This window comes from Fimbriimonadia bacterium, from assembly GCA_039961735.1.
In the GTDB taxonomy this organism is placed as follows: Bacteria; Armatimonadota; Fimbriimonadia; order Fimbriimonadales; family JABRVX01; genus JABRVX01.
The window spans coordinates 1-21,843 of record JABRVX010000052.1 but is presented as its reverse complement, the minus strand read 5'-3'; the positions used below and the strand labels follow the sequence as shown (position 1 = coordinate 21,843).

Genomic DNA, 21,843 nt, shown 5'->3' with positions numbered 1-21,843 from the left:
GTGGCTGGAGGGCAGGAGCTACTAGCCGCCCGCAGCGATGCTGCGGGCGTCGCCGTCGCCTGCAACCTCCACGTTGCGCGCTCCTGCCTCTTCCGGCAGCAATTCGATCATTACCATCGTTGCGTGCAGGCAGGCCAGCGTGCTCTCTGCACCTTGGTTCGCGCTTGCTCCGTTGGGCGTAAGGCCGTCCGAGCAGCCCCCACTGCGGAAGTCGTACATTGGCACCTGCAGGTCGTTCGCCCCCAGGAACCAATCGTACGCCATGCGCATCAGCTTCAGGTAGCGCTCCTCCTTCGTGCTCTGGAAGGCGGCACCGGCGAGCGACACCATCGCAGCCGCGTCTATCGGCTGTTGGTCGAAGTGGGGTTTCTCCGGATCGCCCCGTCGGAACCACCCGTTGGAGCCGACCAGAGACAGGTGCCCGTCGCGGGTGCACTGCTCGAAGAGCCAGTCCGTGGTAGAGCGCGCTACCTCTTTGTATCTCTCGTTACCTAGCACCTGCGAGGCCCGCCACAGCGCACGGGGGATCAGGCCGTTGTCATAGGCGAGCACCGGCTCGAACCAATCCCAGCCGGGGGAGCGGGTCTGTTCGTAGCAGTACATTAGCTTTTCGGCCAGTTCCACCAGCGCATTCTTGAGTTGGAGCGCGCCGGGATACTTGTCGAGGTAGCGGAAGATACCGAGCATCGCGTACGCGGCTCCGCGCAGGTTGATCTTGTGTAAGTTGGGAAGCGCCAAGTCGAAGGCGTCCTTCGCGACCGCCTGGTAGTCGGTGGGTGCGTACGCGATCGTGTGGCCTAGCCCCCACAGTGCCCGTCCCTGGCAGTCGTCGGATCCCACCTCGTCCAGGAATCGCCGCTCCACCGAGAGGAAGTTGCGGAAGGTACCGTCTTCGTTCTGACAGTAGATGACGAACGCGAGGAACGTTCCGAGTAGGTCCAGGACATCCGGTTTGTTGAAGAGTCGGTAGTACTTGGTGGCTGCGACCAGTGCACGCGCGTTATCGTCCACGCAGTAGCCGTGCGAGTAGTCAGGGATACGGTAGCGCGCGTGTTGGAACAAGCCGAAACGGTCCGTGAGCCTTCTGAGGTGTTGCAGGCTGGGCTCGGGAAGCGAACGCGATCCGATGATCACGGCTCGACTGCTGCGTGCAGTGGCTGCCTTTAGCTTCCCGGCGCCGCCGAGCAGAGCCTCAAACTCCTGGACGTACGACTTCCCCACTTCCCGCCAGACCATCGCCCGACCGTGCTGGTAGGCGCGCTTGCGCATGGCGTGCATCTCGACGGGGTTGGAAAGCAGCCAATTGATCTTCTCCGCCATGTCGTTCTCGTCGTTGAACTCGGTCAGCAGGCCGCGTCCGTCAGCCAGTAGCTCTTCCGCATGCCAGAACGGGGTGGACACGATCGCCTTACCCGCCCCTAACGCATAGGCGAGAGTGCCGGAGGTGATCTGATTTCGGTTGGGATAGGGTGTCAGATAGATATCCGCGGCGCACAGCGCCTCGCACAGCTCCTCGAACTCCACGTATCGGTTGTAGAAGACAACGTTATCCTCCAGGCCGAGATCGGACACCAGTCGTTCTAGTGAGAGACGGTAAGCCTCGCCCGACTGCCGAACTACCTCCGGGTGCGTTGCTCCGAGGACCATGTACACGACTTCGGGGTGCTGGTCGGCGACTTTGCGCACAGCACGGATCGCCGTCTCGATGCCCTTGCCGGGGCCGATTAGACCGAACGTCAGCAGAACCGTGCGGCCCTCCAGTTCGAACTGATCCTTGTAGTAGCTCGGGTCCACGACCGGGAGGTCGGGGATGCCGTGCGGGATGTAGACCATCTTGTCCATGGGAACGCCCTGTGCCGATAACATGTCCACGGCGCGGTTCGTCATCACGACGATCTTGTCGCTGCGGTCGGCAATCGCGTCGAACACGCGAGATTGCACCGGTCGGCGGTCCTCCAACACTGTGTGCATGGTGGTCACGACGGGCACACGCACGTCACGGAGGAGGGTGACCAGGTACTCTCCCCACTCGCCGCCGAAGATGCCGTACTCGTGCTGGATGGAGATGATGTCTACACGGCTGTAGTTGAGAAACTCGGCTGCACGCTTGTAGTCACTCAGGTTGTGCTGCTGGATTTCGAACTTCACGCGCGGTGGGTACTGATACTCCTCGTCGGTGTTCGTGATAGCGACGGCGACGACGTTCTCCTGCGACGGAAGGTGCTCGACCACCGCGTTGGCAAGGTCGTGCGTGAAGGTAGCGATTCCGCAACGACGTGGGGGATAGGTGCTGAGAAAGGCGATACGCTGACCGCCGGTGGTCCCCTTCTCCAAGTGACTTCCTCCTGTGTGAGGTTGCGTGCTATTCGAAGTCTGCTAGCCGCAAGGGACGATTGGCTCGGTGGCTGAGTGTCAGCGGGCAACGGTCTGCTGACCCGCGCGGGCGAAAACTATTCGAAGATCCCCCCGAGATACACCCATCGCGACGGCAGCTTCGCACAATCAGTATACCCCGAGCCTCTGGCACGACCCATCTGCGCGGGCCTTCGTACCGTGACAAAGCCGAAGCGGCTGGGCGCGGCAATCGCGCCCAGCCGCCAGACGGTGTCGTCTGTTACGCCTGCGGTGCGTCCTCGTTAAGAGTCTCTAATGCATCCGGGACGGACACACCATTTCCCTCCATGTGACTAACAATGGTGTCGAGGGAGGTGCTTCCGGCATCGGAGGAGTCCAAGTCGTCGGGGGGGCCATTGTTCTCGTGCGGTGGCTCTTCACCATCCTCTTCCCGGATTTGGGCTTCCTCTTGCGCAAGCTGGGAGAGCGTGAGGCCTCGGGTAACGAGGCTCAGATCGTCTTCCAACTCCTCGCCTGCGAGCGCCGGTCCTACCAGCGCGTTCAGTGAGCGCTCGGCCCATTCGGGAGCTTTATCCACTTCGATGTCCATCTCTCGGTAGGCCGGGAAGCCGGTGCCTGCCGGAATGAGGCGACCGATGATCACGTTCTCCTTCAAGCCGACCAGTTCGTCGCTCTTTCCGCGCACCGCGGCGTCCGTCAAGACCTTGGTGGTCTTCTGGAAGCTCGCAGCGGAGAGGAAACTTTCGGTGGCGAGGGCTGCCTCGGTGATACCGAGCAGCACCCAGTCCACGGTAGCTTCCTTAGGCTCACGCTCCTTGATCTCTCCTGTCTCCGGGTCCGTGTATTTCAGCACGACGCCGCGTTCTCGCATCTTGCGAATTTTCTCGTTTTCGCGCTTCAGCACGAAGCGGTCTACGATCTGACCCGGAAGGAACGGGGTGTCGCCGGGCTCTCGGACCTTGCGCTTTCGCAGCATCTGGCGAGTGATCACCTCGATGTGCTTGTCGTTGATGTCCACGCCCTGCGCTTTGTACACGGCCTGCACTTCCTGCACGACGTACTCCTGGACGCCGCGGACGCCTCGCAATCGAAGAACCTTGTGCGGGTCGAGCGGCCCGGGAGTCAGGCGGTCTCCGGGACGCACCACGTCACCCTCCTGGAACTCCAGCTTGCCGCGATAGGGCACTAGGATCAGCTCCATCACCTTGATGTGGGTAACTCCCTCATTGAGTAGGGCGGCGATGTGCTTGTCCTTCAGCTCTGTGCCTGCCTCGATCTCTACCTTACCGGCCTTGATCGGCTCTGCGGCGAAGCGACCCGTCGGGCTGTAGTCGCGGATGTCCACTTCGCCTTCGATGACCACCCAGCGACCCTTATCTCGGGTCTCGATGCGCTTCACTTCGCCACCGATCTCGGTGATGATCGCTTCGCCCTTCGGGCCTTTCTTCGGATCCCTCGGGTTCTTGTAGCCGCGGCCACGAGCCTCGAATAACTCTTCCACTCGGTTGATGCCGGAGAACTCCGACTCGAGCAATTTGACCAGTCGCTGCGTCCAACTCTTGGTGGCGTCGTGCTTCCTCTTCTCGGTCTCCTTCGCACCGGCGGACGTGCGGGTCCGCTCTTTCTTCGCCTTGGTGGGGGCTGTGTCTCCAGCTCTCGCGGGATCGGCTCGCAAGAACTCCTCGGCCACCTTTCGCCGCTCATCATCCAGCTTGACAATCTCTTCTCCCGAGAACTGGACCAGACCGCGCTCCTCGTCGGACATCAGCTCCGCGATGTTGCGCTTGGCCTCGCCCATCTCTTTGACACCGGCGATGGTGAGACCCGCGATGCCTCCGGTGTGGAAGGTACGCATGGTCAGCTGCGTGCCCGGTTCGCCGATGGACTGTGCCGCGATGATGCCGACGGCCGAACCGATCTCGACGGTTCTGCCGAGCGCGAGGTCACGCCCGTAGCACTTCGCGCAGATGCCTTGCTCCAGTTCGCAGGTGAGAGGCGAGCGAATCTCGACGCCGAGCCTGTTCCGCTCGTCAATCTTGAAGCCGGCGGCGCGGTATTTGTCCTGGAGCTTCTGCACCTCAGGCGAAGTGCGCCCGCCCTTGGACTGCAATTCCTCTAGAGCCTGCCAGTACCGAGTGGACACTTGTTCGAGCATATGGGCCTGGGCGTCGGAGATTTCTTCGTCCAAGTCCACGATCAGTTCGCCCGTCTCGGGATCGGTAATTCTGGCGAGCGAGGTGCGCCCTGCGGCGCGCTCGGCCAACTTCTCGATCACCTCGCCATCCTTCTCCAGGCGCTGCACCGTGATGCCCTCGGTGGTCTCGCAGTCTTCCTCCCGGATGATCACGTCCTGCGATACGTCTACCATGCGGCGTGTTAGGTAACCAGCGTCCGCTGTTCGGAGTGCGGTGTCTGCCAAACCCTTTCGCGCGCCATAGGTCGAGACGAAGTACTCGAAGATGGACAGACCCTCATGGAACGAAGAGCGGATCGGCAAGTCCTCGATGAGGCGGCCGAATTGGTCGGAGATGAGTCCGCGCATCCCGGCAAGCTGGGTGAGCTGCTTGACCGAACCACGGGCGCCGGAGTCCGTGACAATCATCAACGGGTTGTATTGATCGAAGGTCTTGAGGATCTCTTTGGCCACGTCATCGTACGCCTTTGTCCACTGCTCTGTCAGGCGGCGATGCCGCTCCTGATCGTTCAGCATCCCTCGGTCGTAGCGCTCTTTGTCCAGTGCTGCCGCCTGCTCCGTCTCGCTGATGATGCGGTGGCGCGCTTCGGGCGGGTCCATGTCGGTCATCGAGATTGTGATGGCGGACTGGGTGGCATAGCGGAAGCCCAGGTCCTTCATCGCATCCAGCAGCGTGATGGTGGCCTCGGACCCCGCCAGCAGGTGACAGTCGTTGATCACCTCGGCGATAGCCTTCTTGGTGAGGAGGATGTTCGCGTACTTCTCTCGATACCGCATTTGCGGGGGAAGTACTTCGTTGAAGATGATCCTGCCGGGCGTCGTCTCAATGATTTTCTTCTCGCCGGTATCAGGGTCCGTCACTCGCAGGTCCACCGGATCGTGTAGATCGATCTCGCCAATATCCAGAAGGCACAGCACCTCGTCCGGCCGCCCGAACACGACCTTTCGCTTTTCGGCTTTCCGGTTACGCATCGTAAGGTAGTAACAGCCGAGTACGATGTCCTGGATCGGCGAGACGATGGGACGGCCATTGGCCGGTGAGAACAGGTTGTTACTGGAGAGCATCAAGACGCGAGCTTCCGCCTGTGCGTTCGCAGAGAGCGGAACGTGAACGGCCATCTGGTCTCCGTCGAAGTCCGCGTTATAGGCATGGCACACCATGGGGTGCACCTGGATGGCCTTTCCGTCCACCAAGACGGGCTGGAAGGCCTGAATGCCGAGTCGGTGAAGCGTGGGGGCTCGGTTGAGTAGTACTGGATGCTCGGCGATAACGTCTTCCAGGCTGTCCCACACCGTCGGGTGCATTCGGTCAATCAGGCGCTTGGCGCTCTTGATGTTCTGGCTGACGCTTCTTTCGACGAGCGTCTTCATGACGAGCGGCTTGAACAGCTCGAGAGCCATCTCCTTGGGCAGACCGCACTGGTGGAGTTGCAGGTGGGGGCCCACCACGATAACCGAGCGACCCGAGTAGTCCACTCGCTTGCCGAGCAGGTTCTTACGGAAGCGTCCCTCTTTGCCCTTCAGCATATCCGAGAGCGACTTGAGCGGGCGATTGTTGGAGCCCACCACGGGTCGGGTGCGACGGCCGTTGTCTATCAGCGCGTCCACCGCTTCTTGCAGCAGGCGCTTCTCGTGGTTGATGATGCTCTCGGGTGCCCGGATCTCGATAATCTTCTTCAGGCGGTTGTTGCGGTTGATGATGCGTCGGTACAAGTCGTTCAGGTCCGAGGTGGCGAACCGCCCACCGTCGAGCTGCACCATGGGTCGCAATTCGGGCGAGATGACCGGCACTTGAGTTAGCACCATCCACTCCGGCCGGCTTCGCGACTTGTGCAAAGCCTCCACGATCTCCAGTCTCTTGATAGCTCGTGCTCGGCGCGGTCCTGAGGTGCTGATGATCTCATGCCGTAGCTCGCGGCTAAGCCTGTCGAGGTCCACCTGCGCTAGCAGGTCGTGAATGGCCGCCGCGCCGATGCCTGCCCTGAGCAAGGAGGTGAAGTCCTTGCCCGCTCGCCTACTGGCGACCTCGAGCATACGGTCCACGGCTCGGTATTTATCCTCGTCGATAAGCTGCCGACGCTCCAGGCGCTGAAGGATCTCGAGTGCGATTTCCATCTCGGCCTTGCGCTCTTCGGCTTCTCGGTACTCGGCCTTGATGCGGTCGTTAACCGCCTTCGTGCGCTCTTTGATGTGGTGGTCGTCGTAGACGTCTTTGTTTTCCTCCAGCTCCTCGGCGAATGCCTTGCGCAGTTCCTCCTCGGTCTGGGCGGCGTTTTCGTCCACGTAGCGTTTTTCTTCTTCGATGGCGCTCATCAGCACGCCGACGTTCTGTTCGATGCCTTCCTTATCGATGTCAATCACGATGAAGGAGGCGAAATAAGCGACCTTCTCGAGTAGTCGTGGAGAAATGTCGAGGATGAGGCTGATCGGGCTCGGGACGCCCTTGAGGTACCAGATGTGGCAAACCGGAGCGCACAGCTCGATGTGCCCCATGCGTTCGCGGCGCACCTTCTGTCGGGTCACTTCGACGCCGCAGCGCTCGCAGATAATGCCCTTGTACTTCACCTTTTTGTAGCGACCGCAGTGGCACTCCCAGTCCTTCACCGGGCCGAAGATACGCTCGCAGAACAGCCCGTCACGCTCGGGCTTGAAGGTTCGGTAGTTGATGGTTTCTGGCTTCCGCACCTCGCCATGCGACCAGCCTACGATATCTTCCGGCGACGCGATGGCGATTCTGATTTTGTCGAATGAACTGACGTCTGCCATTAGCCTGCTGCCTCTCCTCGCAACTTCGTGTTTATGCGCCCTTGCGGGCAAACTGTTATGAAGTCACGCCGCATATCGGTTACGGCGCTCAGAGGTTGAAACCCACGCTGCGCGCCAGACGCGCATCGTCCATCCCGTCGTCTTCAAGAGCTTTCAGGTCGATCTCTTTGTTGGCTCTGTCGGTCACGGTGACCCGCAGGCAGAGGCTTTGCAGTTCATTGACCAGGATCTTGAAGGACTCGGGAACGCCTGGCTCACCCATCGACTCCCCTTTGACGATCGACTCATAGGTCTTGACGCGCCCGGTGACGTCGTCGGACTTGACGGTGAGGATTTCCTGGAGCGTGTAGGCCGCACCATACGCTTCGAGCGCCCACACTTCCATCTCGCCGAAGCGCTGGCCACCGAACTGCGCCTTGCCACCGAGTGGCTGCTGAGTTACGAGCGAGTAGGGACCGATGCTGCGCGCGTGCACCTTCTCGTCGGCAAGGTGCTCCAGCTTCATCAGATAGGAGTACCCGACGGTCACCGGAGAGCGGAACAGATCGCCGGTGCGGCCATCGCGAAGATAGGTCTTGCCGGTCTCTCCGTCGAAGCCACACCGTGCCGACGCGTTATGGCGAATGCGCTCGATAATCGCATCGTAGACCTCCTCCGAGGCCGCGAACGGTTCCTCTTCGGCGGGCAGTTCTTCCGGCATCGCCGCGAACTCCTCATCGGTGAGGATTGGCGGACCGGCCACTGCAGCCGACACCCTCTCGAGTCCATAACGGCCGAGGTTCCGCAGCCCTTGCTTGACACACGCCAGGTTCTCCTCCGGTGTCTTCTCGGGTGCGATATCGGCTGCAATACCGAACGAGCTGTCTAGGTACCCGTTCAACGCGTCGAAGAACAAGGCGTTGGCAAGGCGCTTCATCTCGAACAGGATCTCGTCCTCAGTCGAGCACTCGAAGGCAGGCTCGGGGAAACGACAATCCAGTCGGTGGCCTACATAGCCGAGGTGACACTCCAGGATCTGACCGATGTTCATCCGGCTGGGCACGCCGAGCGGGTTCAGCACGATGTCCACGGGTCGCCCATTCGGTAGATAGGGCATGTCCTCCTGAGGGAGGATCTTCGAGATGACACCTTTGTTGCCGTGGCGCCCGGCCATCTTATCGCCTTCCATCAGCTTGCGCTTTTGGGCGACGAACACGCGCACCAGTTCGTTCACGCCGGCAGGGAGTTCGTCACCCGGGAGCTGGTGGAGTTCGCCGTCGCAACGATCACAGAACAGCCGGTCCTTCTTCTTGCTCTCGTTGTAGATGTGGCCGCATGCCTGGCACTGGTACTTGAACCGTGAGAACACCTTGACGTCCACAACTTGGCCGCGCTCGCCGTGTGGACAGCGAAGCGACACGTCCCGCGTCTCCTCCGCTTCCTTGCCGAAGATTGCGATGATGAGGCGTTCTTCTGCGGTCATCTCCACCTGACCCTTCGGCGCCACCTTGCCAACGAGGATGTCTTCAGGCTGGACCTCAGCGCCGATGCGGATGATGCCGTTCTCATCAAGGTCTTTGAGTGCCTCCTCGCCGACGTTAGGGATGTCGCGGGTGATCTCCTCGGGGCCCAGCTTCGTATCCACCGCCTCGGCTTCGTGCCGCTCGATGTGGATGGAGGTGAACACGTCGTCCCGAACCAACCTGTCCGAGACCAGGATCGCATCCTCATAGTTATAGCCGCCCCACGGCATATAGGCGACGAGTACGTTCTTACCCAGCGCCATTTCCCCATGGTCGCAGCACGGGCCGTCCGCGAGAGCCTGACCTTTGACCACTCGCTGGCCGGGAAACACGACAGGGCGATGGGTGAAACAGGTGGACTTGTTGGACTGCATCATGTGGTGCAGCCGGTACAGGTCAATCTCGCCATCCTCCGACGCACGGACACGGATCTCTTTGCTCGTAACCCCTTCGACGATGCCATGGCGCCGTGCGATCACTGCAGAACCCGAGTCGACTGCGGCACGCCGTTCGTATCCGGTGTGCACGATGGGTGCCTCGGAGCGGAGCAGGGGGACCGCTTGGCGCTGCATGTTCGCGCCCATCAATGCCCGGTTCGCATCGTCGTGCTCCAGGAACGGGATGGACGCAGTGGCCACCGAGATCATCTGCACCGGTGTGACGTCCATCAGGTCCACATCTTCTCGGTCCACCGTGGGGTAGGTGCCCATGTGGCGGACCTGCACGCGCTCGGACCGGAAGCGGCCTTCCGCGTCCAACTCGACATCGGATGGAGCGATGTACTTCGGGTCGTCGTCGCCAGCCGAGAGATAGATCACCTCGTCGGTGACCTTTCCGTCTTTCACGATGCGGTACGGCGTCTTGATGAAGCCGTATTCGTCCACCCTTGCGTACACCGTCAGCTGACTGATCAGGCCGATGTTCGGACCTTCCGGCGTTTCGATGGGGCAGATGCGACCGTAGTGGCTTCGGTGCACGTCTCGCACTTCGAGCTTGGCGCTCTGCCTGGACAGGCCTCCCGGTCCCAGCGACGAGAGGCGTCGCTTATTGGTCAGCTCGGAGAGCGGGTTGGTCTGGTCCATGAACGTGGAGAGCTGGGAAGAACTAAAGAAGCTCTTGATGCTCGCAGAGACGGGCTTGACCGAGAGGATGACACCCGGCAGGATGCTCTCGGGGTCCTGCGTCGTCATGCGCTCCCTCGCCACCTTCTCCATTCGAATGAAGCCGAGGCGAAGCTGGCTCTGAAGCAGCTCGCCCACGCTGCGAACGCGCTTGTTCTGGAGGTGGTCAATGTCGTCCGAGCCTGCTCGGTTCGTGCGGACCTCTGTCATCTGGTAGATTGCGCCTACCAGGTCCTCAACCGTGATGTTGCGGCAGGCGAGATCCACATCAATCCCCAGTTTGCGGTTGAGTTGGAACCTTCCGACCTTCGCGAGGTCGTAGCGCCGCTTGTCGAGGAAGAGGTTCGTTAATTCCTTGCGCCCGAGGTCACGGATGGTCCAGATCCGCCGGTAGTAGCGGATCAGTTCCTTCATCATCGCTTCCATCTGGGTGCGGGTGGCGCCGATCTCCTCTTGCTGATACATGCGCGAGCGCTTGAACACGTCCAGTAGCGTGGAGTCCGTCGTTTCGGGCGCGACCTCTCCCAGCATGTGCTCGACGAAGCGCTTCAGCGAGAGGAGTTGGAAGCGGCTGATGCCGGTTTTCTCCGCCTTCTCCAGAAGCTCGCTGCGCATGCGATCGATCTCTTTGAAGCTCTGTTCGCCGGGACGGAGTCTGCGGTAGATCTCCGTCAGTGCCTCGACCGGCGTGTCGGTGGAGTCCTCTTCGATCGTTGCCTGGATATAGCGGTTGATTCGCAGTACGTCGAACTTGGGCAGGCCCAGAGACTCGATTTTGACGGCGGTCTCGGGTCGAATTCTCTCCATTCGGCGGATGATCAGATCGCCGGTTTCGGGGTCGTGCAGATCGTTCAGCGAGAGGGTGAAGGTCGAGTCGTCCTGCGCGCCGCGTTCGGTCAGGTCATCACGGGTCGGATGCTGCAGTGTTTGTCTGGTCCCATAGAGCCACAGGAGGTCCTCCGTGGTTTCGCAAGGCGAATAGACCGCTGCCTCGAACTCCCGCAGGCTTTCAGGCAACGACGCCAGCATCTCTTCCGTGATCAGGGTCTTCGAGTCGTACAGCACCTCGCCGGTTTCGGGGTCTGCGAGGGGTTCTGCCAGTCTTCGGTGCAGGGCGCGGTACAGCGGCATGTGAATCACTGCACGGGCCTGCTCGAACGAGGACATGGCCTTGAGCAATTGCGTGAATGGGAGTTTCTTCGTCTGCTGGATGGCGGCACGTACGACCCAGAACGGGTCTGCCTCCAGCTCCAGCCAAGGGCCCTCGGCAGGGATGACCCGAGCACTGACCAGGATGGCCATGGAGAGGTCGATATCGTCGCTGAAGTAGATACCTGGCGAGCGCGAGAGCTGAGAAACGATGACACGCTCGCGCCCGTTGATGATGAACGATCCCTGGTCGGTCATCAAGGGCAGGTCGCCGAGATACACCTCGGACTCGATGATCTCGCCGTCGGACCGAGCGAGGCGCACGGTGGCACGAATGGGCGCCTCAAAGGTCATGTCGCGGTCGCGGCACTCGTCCAACGAGTACTTGGGTTCACCTAGCGTGAAGTCAACGAATTCGATGCAGTTTCGGTTGGTGAAATCCCAGATGGGAGAGAAGGTACGAAAAAGCTCCGGGAGCCCCTCCTCTAAGAACCACTGAAAAGAATCGAGCTGCAGCTCAATGAGATTAGGTATTTCGAGCACGCTTCCGATCCGCTTAGCAGCGTGCGGGATTACCTTCATCCAGTTCCTCCTCCGGCGTGCGCGGATGCAAACTTTCAGTTGGGCTGTGGCAACGGCGCGCAGAAAAGATAGGTTACCCCGCTCGACTTCCGTCAGTCAAGCAGGTTCGCTCGTTACCGCCGAGAGGGACTAAAGACCTAATTGCCCTGCGCTGGACCTCCCACACCACCGATATCCGGCGGTCGATTCCGGTTCGGATCGAAGTTCGGGTCGGTCTTCCGAGGGTCCTCCGGCAGAACGACACCTTCCGTACCTGCGGAGGTGCCGCCTGCAAGGCTCTGGTAAAGGAAGTACGCAGCCACGAGTATCACCACGAGCGCGACGATGGCCACGACGTTGGAGTTGGACTTCTTCATTGGGTCACCTCCTGCGCACTACCACCAGATGCAGCCGTCAATAAGGAGCCACTTGACCTTAGCGTCGTTCAGGTCCACGTATGCCTCGGCCCAGCAGTTCGAGGGGGGCACCTGACCGTTGGGAAGAAGAGACTTGGTGGGGAACTTCTTGCAGTGGCCATCGGCGAAGGCTACGGTGGCTCCCAAGGCATGTCGGGTGCCGAGCGAGGTAGTCGCAGTGTTGTTCGGTTGCCCATTTGCGCCCACGCCGCAGGCGCCTGCTGCTTCCTTGTTGCTGGCGAGATAGCCCCTGCAATGCTGGTCGCGAGTAGGATCCCGAGGGTCCTTGGGCATTCCGTCGGCAAACATCACTACCGTAGTCGGCGTCTGCATCTTCTTGTAGCTGACGGGGATGAGCTGCATCGTGTCGGTCCTGTACCATCCGAAGATGTTCGTGTTCAGGCCGAGTGAGTTGTGCTTCCTGGTTGCCCAGGTATCGCCGTAGACGGTTCCAGGGGCCGCTGGGCAGCCGTGAACTGCCTTGTCCTTAATGTATTTCTTCGCCAGCCCGATCCAGATGGGAGTGTTGGGATAAGGCTCTCCGGCCACGTTGTGGTAATAGGCGCGAAGGATCATCATCATGTTGTAGTCTTCGCTATACATGAGGCAACCTTTATTGAGCTGGTTGCAGTTGGAAAGGCAGGAGGCGGCCATGGCCGACTCACGTGCCCTAGCGAACACGGGGAAGAGGATAGCTGCGAGAATCGCTATAATGGCGATCACGACCAGAAGCTCGATGAGTGTGAAGCCTCTACGCTGCATTCGTCGTGTACCTCCTTATGATGAGATGAAACTGCTTAGATGGCTATATGATTTGGCTATATGATTTCGCCGAAGACAGTGTATCGCACCTCTGCCGGCATGTCAAATAGGGCGCCTGAAACCTCCATCTGGGGCGCGTTTCCGTGGTGATTCGCCGGCCTCGGTTTCTTATCCTGGATCGAGACGGCGTTATCAACCGTGACCGCGATGACTACGTCAAGAGTCTCGAAGAACTCGAGATCTTCCCCTGGGCTCCGCCAGCCATCGCCGAGGCCAATCATTCAGGTTATCGGGTCGCCGTCGTGTCGAACCAACAGGCGGTGGCCAAGAGCTTGCTGACCACGGAAGGTTTGCGTCGAATCGAACAAGCCATTGTGACCGCGGTACAGGCGGCAGGCGGGCAGATCGAGGCTTTCCGATACTGCACTCATCTTGCGGCCGAAGGTTGTGACTGCCGGAAGCCGAAACCCGGGATGATCCTGGACCTCCAGCGCACGTACGGCTTCGAGCCTCGCGAGACCTTCTTCATCGGGGACACGGAGAAAGACGTGCTTGCCGCCAGAGCCGCGGGCTGCCGACCGTTACTGGTGCTCAGCGGGCACGTGCATCGGGGAGCGGTCGCAGGATTGGCCCAGCAGCCGGAGGGAGTCTTCGAGCACTTGGGTGAAGCTGTACGCTGGGTCGTCGAGGTCGGCTCGACCGCGAGATGAACCGTCCCTGCCCCATACTGCTATCAGCGGAGTAACCGGGCCAGGCTGGCACCTGGCTTGTCCTGTGGCAACAAGCAGGACGTTGTGATTACATTCTCTAGCGAAGTGCAGCCCGAGCCACTGAGACTCCGTAGCATGAGTTATGGGGCGTAAGAGACAGCTACAGCCGTTCTCGACAGTCGTGACTTGTCCGAGCTGCGGGCAGGCGAGCAGCGACGTGATCGCTGGTCCGCGCCCGATTGGCTTACCGTGGTTCGCATGTCCATCGTGCCGTTACATGGCGTTTCCTCCCGCTGACGTGGAAGAGCCGAGTGCCATGGCCGAGTTCGGCTTGCAGTGGACGGGGGGCGCCAGCCCACACCACCGACTGTGGGAGAATCTGTTTCACCAGAGGCTCACCAACCCGATCACGCGGGAAAGGGAGATACGCTCTCTCGAGGTTATCGGCAATGCAGCGATACCTTACCTGAGCCCACTCGCGGAGCATCCGAGTCCCATCGCTCCGGCACTGTCGGAGGCCGCGGTCGAAGCGCTCGGGCGCATAGGTGGCCCGGAGGCAACGAACACGTTGTTGAGAGTTCTGCAGGCACAGGAGCGGGAGGCCCTCTGCGACCGTCGTGTGCGCCTACCCGTTACGCTGGGCACGTTAGTTGTCTTTCCAGTTATCCTTGCGGCGCTGTATCTGTTCGGCGGAGGCTTTAGTGCCCTCATAGAGAATGCCTGGATGTTAGCTCTATTACCAACTTGGTTCGCCTTTCACGCCATCGCAGGCGTTCGGCGGTCGGCAGCGAATGCGTTGGGTGCTCTTCAGGTGTCCCGTGCGGCCGGTGCGCTCGCCATGGCTCATCGCGACAAGAGCATGCGCGATGTCGCCGAAAGGATACTGATTGCCTTGCTACCTAACGTTAGCCCGGAGGACGTCCAAACGTGGGCCCCGGACGAACGAGCGGCAGTCGCTGACCTGCTTCGCACCGGATCGGTACAGCTCAAGGTAAAGGCGCTACCGCTAATCGCGCTGTACGCGGGGAGCGACACACTGCCGGTGGTCGAAGCGCTGGCTAAGAGCGATAACGAAGAGCTGGCGAGCGCGGCCGTGCAGGCTCTTCCCCCAATACAGCAGCGAGCCGAGTTGGAGCGGGATCGGGCAACCTTGCTGCGTGCCCCGTCCGATGCGGGCGACAACGAGCAGCTACTTCGACCCGCATTCGGGGACGAGGGCCTTGCGGACAATCTGCTGATTGCGAGGCCACCACATCAAGAGGAGGCCTAGTCGTTCAGCCAGCCCCGAACGTACTGGAGCCGGGGCATGAAGTCACGCGAGGGTGTCCTACACCAGACAACACCCACTGCTTGCCCCAATCAACAGGCTCACGGGCGAGCGCCCGAAGTTCGTACCAGTGCGGCAAGCTCAAGCAATCGTTCGTCTCCCGGGCAGCGCTCGAGGGCTTCGGTCACGGCTTGTGCTGCAGCACGCTTCTGACCCGACCCGAGTAGTGAACTCACACGGATCTCGTGCAACATGGCGACCACCGGATCGGGTTCGGGTTCGGCTCCGGTGATCTCGTTCAGCACTGCGAGGCCCGCCTCGGCTGCCGCGACGGCCTGGTCCCAGCGTTCCAGGGTGTGCAGCGCGCGGGCTCGTTCGGCGATTGCCTCCAGCGCGTCCGGGACGATCTCGAGCGCTCGGTCATAGAACGTGACTGCCTCTTCGCAGCGTCCGGCTTCTTGGAGAATGTCGCCTTTGAGGGTGAGCGCCTCTGGGTTCTCCGGTTCGGCATGCAGTGCGCGGCCCACCCACTCGAGCGCCAGGTCTGGGTTCCCGCAGTCGAAGCAGAGCCACTCCGCCAGATCTATGTACTTGTCGGTTCGGTGAACCGGACGCATAGGACGCTCGGAGTATACCGATGCGCCGAGCAGGCAAAGATCAGTTCGCCAGGATGTCGCGGACGTAGTAGAAAACGCCAAAGATGGCGATGGCCGCAACGATGAGAGCTAGGACCGTGCCGAAGCTGCCGTACATTCCATGCCCACCTTCCCTTGCCGATTCCCATGTGGGCTCGATTCCCGGTTGGCATTCCACGGTGCGATGTTGCGGCATACTGGTCGGTCTAGCGGTAGTCGGAGAATCACGCACGCTTCCCTGCCGGTAGTTTCGCCGTCTCCCGGCGAATGGGCGCGCGTTCGGCGGGACGCCGAAATTACGAGGGATCCGCTGGCGCGGGGCGTCACGCGTGGTCGGCGAGACGGTATACTAAAGTCCCGGAGGCGGCGCTATGAGGAACTACGTGTTCGTGACCGGGGGCGTGGTCAGCGGAATTGGCAAGGGAATCGCCGCCGCCAGTATCGGTCGTCTTCTCAGAAACCGTGGCTTTGCCGTCACTCCCGTCAAGCTCGACCCCTACATCAACGTAGACGCCGGCACGATGAACCCCTACCAACACGGGGAAGTCTTCGTAACCGATGACGGCACCGAGACCGACCTAGACCTGGGTCATTACGAGCGCTTCATCGACGTCTCTTGCACGCGCAGCTCCAGCATCACCACCGGCACGGTGTACGCAGAAGTAATTCAGAAGGAGCGACGGGGCGACTATCTCGGGGCGACCGTACAGGTCATTCCGCACGTTACCGACGAGATCAAACAGCGTATCGTGAAGGTCGGCGAAGAGAGCAACGCGGATATCGTCATCGCAGAGATCGGCGGGACCGTAGGCGACATCGAGGGCCTTCCCTTTCTCGAAGCAATCCGGCAGTTTAAGAAAGACGTCGGGCCGACGAACGTGCTGTACGTGCACGTGACGTTGATCCCGCACATTGCGCCCTGGGGCGAAGTGAAGACGAAGCCCACACAACACAGCGTGATTCGGTTGCGGGAGATAGGAATCACCCCCGACATTCTCGCTTGCCGCACGGACGTGCCGCTCAGCGATGAAGTGAGAGAGAAGCTTGCCCTGTTCTGCGACGTGGCGCCGGAAGGCGTGCTCGAGCTGCGCACCGTGGACACCATTTACGAAGTTCCGCTGCGGATGGACGAGGCGGGATTGGGTGAGTTGATTTGCCGACGACTAGCCCTGCCAACCGCCGAGCCGGACCTCACCGAATGGCAGCACATGGTGAGCGTGCTGAAAGACCCCGCCGAGTCATGTCTGATAGGCGTCGTCGGCAAGTACACGAATAACGGCGACGCGTACAAGAGCATCGCGGAATCGCTAGCGCACGCGGGGGTGCCCAACAACTGCCGGGTGGGCATCCGGTGGATCGAGAGCGACGATTTGGAAAACGCCGAACCGGAGGAGGTGCTTACGGGGTTGGACGGCCTCATCGTCGCACCCGGGTTCGGGGCAAGGGGCGTGGAAGGCAAGATCAGTGCGATACGGCACGCCCGTGAGCATGGTATCCCGTTCCTGGGTCTCTGCTACGGACTTCAGATGGCCATTATCGAGTTCGCGAGGAACGTGTGCGGGCTGAAGGACGCGAACACCATCGAGGTGGATGAGGGCACGAAGCACCCTGTTATTCATCTGATGGCGGACCAGCATGGCGTGACGGAGAAGGGTGCGACCATGCGGCTCGGTAGCTACCCCTGCAGGCTCTCGCGCAACAGCCTGGCCCACCGCTTATACGGCCACACGCTGATACACGAGCGGCACCGGCACCGATACGAAGTGAACAATGACTATCGGGAGACGCTGAGTGCCGCTGGGATGCAGTTCAGTGGGGTCTCACCGGATTACCGTCTCGTCGAGATTGCTGAGTTGCCGGATCACCCCTACTTCATCGGGTGCCAGTTCCATCCGGAGTTCAAGTCCAGGCCGAACCGCCCCGCCCCGCTGTTTGCGGGATTGGTTAAGGCTGCTCTCGCGCGCAAGCACGGGGCCACTAAGGGCGAGGGCGTTGCGGTAGTGGCTACGAAGAAGGCAGAACTTCCGGCAAGCGGCTGATTATCCAGTCGGGGCGCATCTCGTCCGGTGCTGCTTCGGCCTCTTCTGGCGAAGTTACGCCCGTGAGCACCAGCGCCGATGCAATGCCTGCTCGCTTTGCACACAGGATGTCGGTGTCGAGCCGGTCACCGACCATGAGCGCCTCTTCGCGGGGCACCCCAAGGCTCTCGAGCGCGAAAAGGATCATCTCCGGTTCCGGCTTTCCGAAGGTCTTAGCGCTTCGCATGGTGGCCGTCTCCACGGCAGCCACTATGGGTCCGCTGCCAGGCATGAGTCCCTCCTCGACCGGGTAGACGGGGTCGCGGTTGGTCGCGAACAGGCGTGCACCGGCGAAAACGGCCTGCTGCGCGGTTGTCAGTTTGTCGAACGTGAACTGCGTATCGCGGGCTACGAGGACTGCATCCACGGGTGGCCCCTCGCGAAGCTCGAGACCGGCATCTTCGAGTTCCCTTCCCAGGCCCGGCATGCCGACGAGGAACACCGTCCGCACGCCGAGGCTCTCCAGCGCTCGGGCTGCCACGAGTCCCGAACTGAACACGTTGTCCATAGTCGCGGGCAACCCCATGCTGCGGAGGCGCTCCGCAAACTCCTCTCGATGCCGGCCTGCGTTGTTCGTGAGGAATGCGACCTTGGCCGTCGAGGTCAGTGTGTTGACCGTTTCCAGCGCCCCCGGGAGCAACATGGAACCTCGGTAGATCACCCCGTCAAGGTCGAACAGGTAGGCGGCAAAGCGTCTCACCGGTCTCGCGAGACCACGAAGTCGGCGATCCGGGCGAGACACGCGGAGGCGGGAGTTTCGGGAAGAGGCGAGAGCGACGCCATGGCGGACTGAACATGTGCGACTGCAAGTTCGTGTGCGCGCTCGAAGCCTCCGGAGCGCTCGATCATGCCGATCACCTCGTTCATCCGCCCGTTGTCTGCGTCTCTGCCAAACTGCCTTCGAAGGATGTCGCGATCCGAGTCCGGCGCGCTCACCAGCGCATGGATCACGGGCAGCGTCGGGCATCCCTCTCGGAAGTCGCCGCCGACCGCCTTTCCGATCTTCTCGGGGTCGCCGCGGAAGTCTAAGATGTCATCAGCGAGTTGGAACGCCATTCCGACGTGGTGACCGTATCGGCCAAGCATCTCCTCCGCTGCCTCGTCAGCGCCACCAATTCGCGCTCCCGCCCGACAACACGCTTCTACGAACACCGCGGTCTTCTTCCGAACGATCTCGAGGTGCCTCTGGGGACTTAGGTCGAGGCATCCGAGCGACTCGACTTCGGCCACCTCCCCTTCGCTCATCGCCACCACGGCTTCGGCCACCATCCGCATCAGGCCGAGGTCGTCGTCCATGGCTAGCAGGCGCATTGCCTTGCTGAGCAGCACGTCGCCGGCGAGTACACCGATGCGATTGCCGTAGAGGGCGTTGGCGGTGGGACGGCCGCGGCGCGTGTGGCTTTCGTCAATCACGTCGTCGTGGATCAGGGTAGCCATGTGCACCATCTCCATGGCGGCGCCTATGAGATGCACGCGGGTGGATTTGAATGGGTTTCCGGTTGCACGGGCGGCGAGGCTGACGATGGCGGGACGCAGGCGCTTTCCGCCCGCGGTGAAGATGTTGCGTGCTGCGTTCTCGACGGTGGGTAGATGGGAGTGGATCTCGCGACCAATCAGGAACTCCACGGCGGCGATGTCGTCGGAGACTGCCTGCATCAGCCAAGGTGGCGCGGCGGACTGGAGTGCGTCCAGGCATGGAACCGCGCTCACTTCACGCCTCGCAATACGGTGAGCATCCCGAAGGCCAGGTCGTGCGTTTCTGCCTCGCGAAAGCCTGCTTCGAGGGTGAGCCGTTTCAACTCCACGCGATCGGGAAAGTGGTCGAGCGAGTTGGGCAGGTAAGTGTACGCACTCTTCCAGCCCAGCGCTGCGCCGATGAGCGGCACCACGCGATAGAAGTAGAACCGGGCGGGGCGAGCGAGCAGTCCATTGGGACGGGCGATGTCCAATACCACGAAGCGGCCGCCATCGGCGAGCACCCGGTGCATCTCACGGAGGCCTGCGGGGATGTCTGCCATGTTCCTCAGCCCCCAGCCGACGGTGATGGCGTGCACGCTGCCGTCAGCGAGCGGGAGACGGAGAGCATCCGCCATGGCCCAGCGCAGTGCCGTTCCCGCCGATTTGCGCTTGGCGATGGTGAGCATGGGCTGCGCGAAGTCCACGCCGAGCACCAGACCGGCACCCGCTGCCTTCAGATCGAAGGCGAAGTCGCCGGTACCACAACAGAGATCGAGGGCGCGCTCTCCTGGGATGAGCGGAAGAAGTCGAACGGCTTGGCGGCGCCAACGCCGGTGGGAGCCAGCCGTCATGACCGTGTTGATGAGGTCGTAGACCGGGGCGATGTCCGAGAACATGGTTCGGACGTAGGAGCTACGCGCCTCCCCCGTCGTTTGCCACGGCCTGTCTCGGGTCGCCACAGACATCACCCAGTTCCCTCGGGGGCTATCTTACCCGTCCTTTGGGCGGATTTCACTTTTTTCTGAAAAGATGCGACACTCGGGCCCTCACGATCACAGCCGTCAGGGGCGCGTCGAGGTGAAGACGGCCCGAGGAGTGTCCACTCCCATGCTCAGACCTCGAGGGTGCCACGCGCCCGGAATTTCCGGCAATTGCCGCGACCTACCAGCAGAGTTCAATCAGCCTTATAGCTCATCAGTGCCAGGCAGCCGCAACGTCACGGCATCGCAACTACTTCCCTATGCTCTGCAGGAAGTGCTCGACTGGTTGGCCTTCGCGCACCTCGTGAATGCCGAAGCGACGGATCTTCTCTGCCACCACGTCAGCATACTTCGCGCGTTCCTCGGGCGTCTCGGCTTGGGCAAGTCGCGTGTAGTCTATAGCGAGGCGAGCCTTCTGTACGCGTGCGAGCTCCGGCCTGCCCACCGCCAACCTCTCCGCCTCGGCGAATAGCTCCTCGGCCTTGTCCACGATGTCCTTCCGCAGGTATCCGAGGTTCTTGGGATGATCGTAGATGCCGAAGTGGATGTTCTCCTTCTTTACCGCGTCGTGCAACATGCGCAGGTAGTCGCGGATGGGGCGTGCACCCTTGCCGTAGTAGGCGTTCACGAACTCGTCTACGAGCTTCCACACGTCACGCGATGGGTCCCATAGCAGTTTGGCGAGCACCCAAGATCGCAACTCCGCGAACTCCGATCCACCACCCCGTGGGTAGGCGCCTTCGTAGAAGATGCCTTTGACGCCCAGCTTCTTGTAGGCTCGCGTGCTGCCTGCTAACTCGTCGAAGTCGGGAAACGGTGCGAGGTAGTGGGCGAAGTTCGTGTTATAGTGCCAGATGTATAGGTTGTCGGTGATGGCACCCCAGGCCAGCAGGTTCTCGTAGGGTTTCTTGTTGCGCTCGCAAGCGTCAATCGGGTGCCCGAAGCAGTTGCCGATGGGTGCCATGCGAACCCTGACATTCGGGTGAGGACGCACCTTCTTCGGAGGCTGCTCGGTCCATTGATAAGCGAGCGTGTCAATGAGTTTGTCGGGGTGGTCTTTGCACACTTGCTCGGCAACCGCGTTGACGAACCGCAGGACGAGGCCGGACTGTGCGCCCTCTTCTTCGATCACCTTCTTGCACTCGGCGCACTGACAGCACCCATACCAGTCGTTCTGCGACACGGAGAAGATGCGTGCCTCGGGGTGTTCGCGAATCCAGCGACGCACACACTCCACTGTCAATCGCAGGACATCCGGGTTTGTCAGGCATAGCTGTCCGCCATCCACCTTGCGTACTCCGTCCAGCTCAGAGTAGTACTCGGGGTGGTCTGCGAAGTACTGCTCGGGCGGCAGGATGGCCCAAAAGCTGTGGACGAAGGGCTGATAGCCGATTTTGCCTCCGGTTTCTTCGTCTAGGTGCATGAATGCGCCGTTACATCGGTTGCGCGCCGCCCAATCCTTGTCCCACGCTTCGGTGTAGAAGGGTTCTCGGTATTCGAACGCCGGCGTGACGATGGATGAAATCGGGTTCACTGTCAGCGTCCGGCGCATCGGCATCACTGTCGCGTCGGCGGCGTACCAGCGACATCCCAACACGTCCTCCAGGAAGCCATACACCGCATACATGGTCGCTCTCGGCGTGAGGCCACCCAACACAAGCGTATCGAAGACGGTGCGAATCACGTATCCCTCGTCGCCGAGCGCCTTGGCGTCGAACGGAATGCGCAGTCCGCGGATGGCCAGGTTGTTCTGGGGGTTGCCGAGAAGGATGGCCTTCGAGGGATTGGGTGGGTGGTCGGATCGAATGGGGAGGCTTACCCCGGTGATTCGATAGAGCGAGGATTGTAGCTCGCGCGCCGCACGTGCCTCGGCCGGGGCGGGGCGGGAC

At 61.3% G+C, this 21,843-nt stretch carries 12 protein-coding genes and 1 pseudogene; 3 read left to right on the top strand and 10 right to left on the bottom strand.

The annotated features are described in order from the left end of the window. Positions 1-21: 21 nt before the first annotated feature. The 5 genes and pseudogenes from HRF45_11885 to HRF45_11865 all read right to left on the bottom strand — a co-directional run bounded on the left by HRF45_11885 (position 22) and on the right by HRF45_11865 (position 12,826). Entirely contained in the window at positions 22-2,334 is a 2,313-nt protein-coding gene (locus tag HRF45_11885) for a glycosyltransferase (protein MEP0767226.1), read from the bottom strand. 280 nt (positions 2,335-2,614) lie between these two features. Beyond that, complete coding sequence (gene rpoC, locus HRF45_11880) at positions 2,615-7,315, bottom strand: DNA-directed RNA polymerase subunit beta' (protein MEP0767225.1); 4,701 nt, start codon at positions 7,313-7,315, stop codon at positions 2,615-2,617. Between the two features lie 88 nt (positions 7,316-7,403). Next, complete coding sequence (rpoB, locus tag HRF45_11875; GenBank protein MEP0767224.1) at positions 7,404-11,669, bottom strand: DNA-directed RNA polymerase subunit beta; 4,266 nt, start codon at positions 11,667-11,669, stop codon at positions 7,404-7,406. A gap of 137 nt (positions 11,670-11,806) precedes the next feature. Beyond that, a complete protein-coding gene (locus HRF45_11870; protein MEP0767223.1) occupies positions 11,807-12,025 on the bottom strand; it encodes a hypothetical protein in 219 nt (72 codons plus the stop codon). A gap of 669 nt (positions 12,026-12,694) precedes the next feature. Next, positions 12,695-12,826, bottom strand: a pseudogene (locus tag HRF45_11865) (prepilin-type N-terminal cleavage/methylation domain-containing protein). Between the two features lie 146 nt (positions 12,827-12,972). Between HRF45_11865 and HRF45_11860 the strand changes: the two are divergent. Both HRF45_11860 and HRF45_11855 read left to right on the top strand, forming a co-directional pair. Beyond that, positions 12,973-13,536: an HAD-IIIA family hydrolase gene (locus HRF45_11860; GenBank protein ID MEP0767222.1), complete on the top strand. Its 564-nt coding sequence runs from the start codon at positions 12,973-12,975 to the stop codon at positions 13,534-13,536. Positions 13,537-13,678: 142 nt separating this feature from the next. After that, the gene (locus HRF45_11855; protein ID MEP0767221.1) at positions 13,679-14,806 is read left to right on the top strand and encodes a HEAT repeat domain-containing protein; all 1,128 of its coding nucleotides are present in this window, start codon (positions 13,679-13,681) and stop codon (positions 14,804-14,806) included. Between the two features lie 98 nt (positions 14,807-14,904). Here the strand turns inward: HRF45_11855 and HRF45_11850 are convergent, their stop codons facing one another. Continuing rightward, positions 14,905-15,420 carry a tetratricopeptide repeat protein gene (locus tag HRF45_11850; protein ID MEP0767220.1) on the bottom strand — a complete coding sequence of 172 codons (516 nt, stop codon included), beginning with the start codon at positions 15,418-15,420 and terminating at the stop codon, positions 14,905-14,907. Between the two features lie 389 nt (positions 15,421-15,809). Between HRF45_11850 and HRF45_11845 the strand changes: the two genes are divergently transcribed. Beyond that, positions 15,810-17,477, top strand: coding sequence for a CTP synthase (locus HRF45_11845; GenBank protein MEP0767219.1), 1,668 nt, complete (start codon positions 15,810-15,812; stop codon positions 17,475-17,477). On the opposite strand, the gene HRF45_11840 is transcribed toward HRF45_11845, so the two are convergent. From HRF45_11840 to HRF45_11825, 4 genes are all read right to left on the bottom strand, one after another. Then, positions 17,443-18,216, bottom strand: a complete 774-nt coding sequence (locus tag HRF45_11840) for an HAD-IIA family hydrolase (GenBank protein ID MEP0767218.1) — start codon at positions 18,214-18,216, stop codon at positions 17,443-17,445. The two genes, HRF45_11845 and HRF45_11840, sit on opposite strands and share 35 nt — an antisense overlap. After that, positions 18,213-19,226, bottom strand: a complete 1,014-nt coding sequence (locus HRF45_11835) for a polyprenyl synthetase family protein (protein ID MEP0767217.1) — start codon at positions 19,224-19,226, stop codon at positions 18,213-18,215. The genes HRF45_11840 and HRF45_11835 overlap by 4 nt, the downstream gene beginning before the upstream one ends. Beyond that, positions 19,223-19,939, bottom strand: a complete 717-nt coding sequence (gene ubiE / locus HRF45_11830; protein MEP0767216.1) for a bifunctional demethylmenaquinone methyltransferase/2-methoxy-6-polyprenyl-1,4-benzoquinol methylase UbiE — start codon at positions 19,937-19,939, stop codon at positions 19,223-19,225. The genes HRF45_11835 and ubiE overlap by 4 nt, the downstream gene beginning before the upstream one ends. A 265-nt stretch (positions 19,940-20,204) precedes the next feature. After that, the coding region (locus HRF45_11825) for a DUF4838 domain-containing protein (protein MEP0767215.1) at positions 20,205-21,843 on the bottom strand (1,639 nt) is incomplete at its 5' end.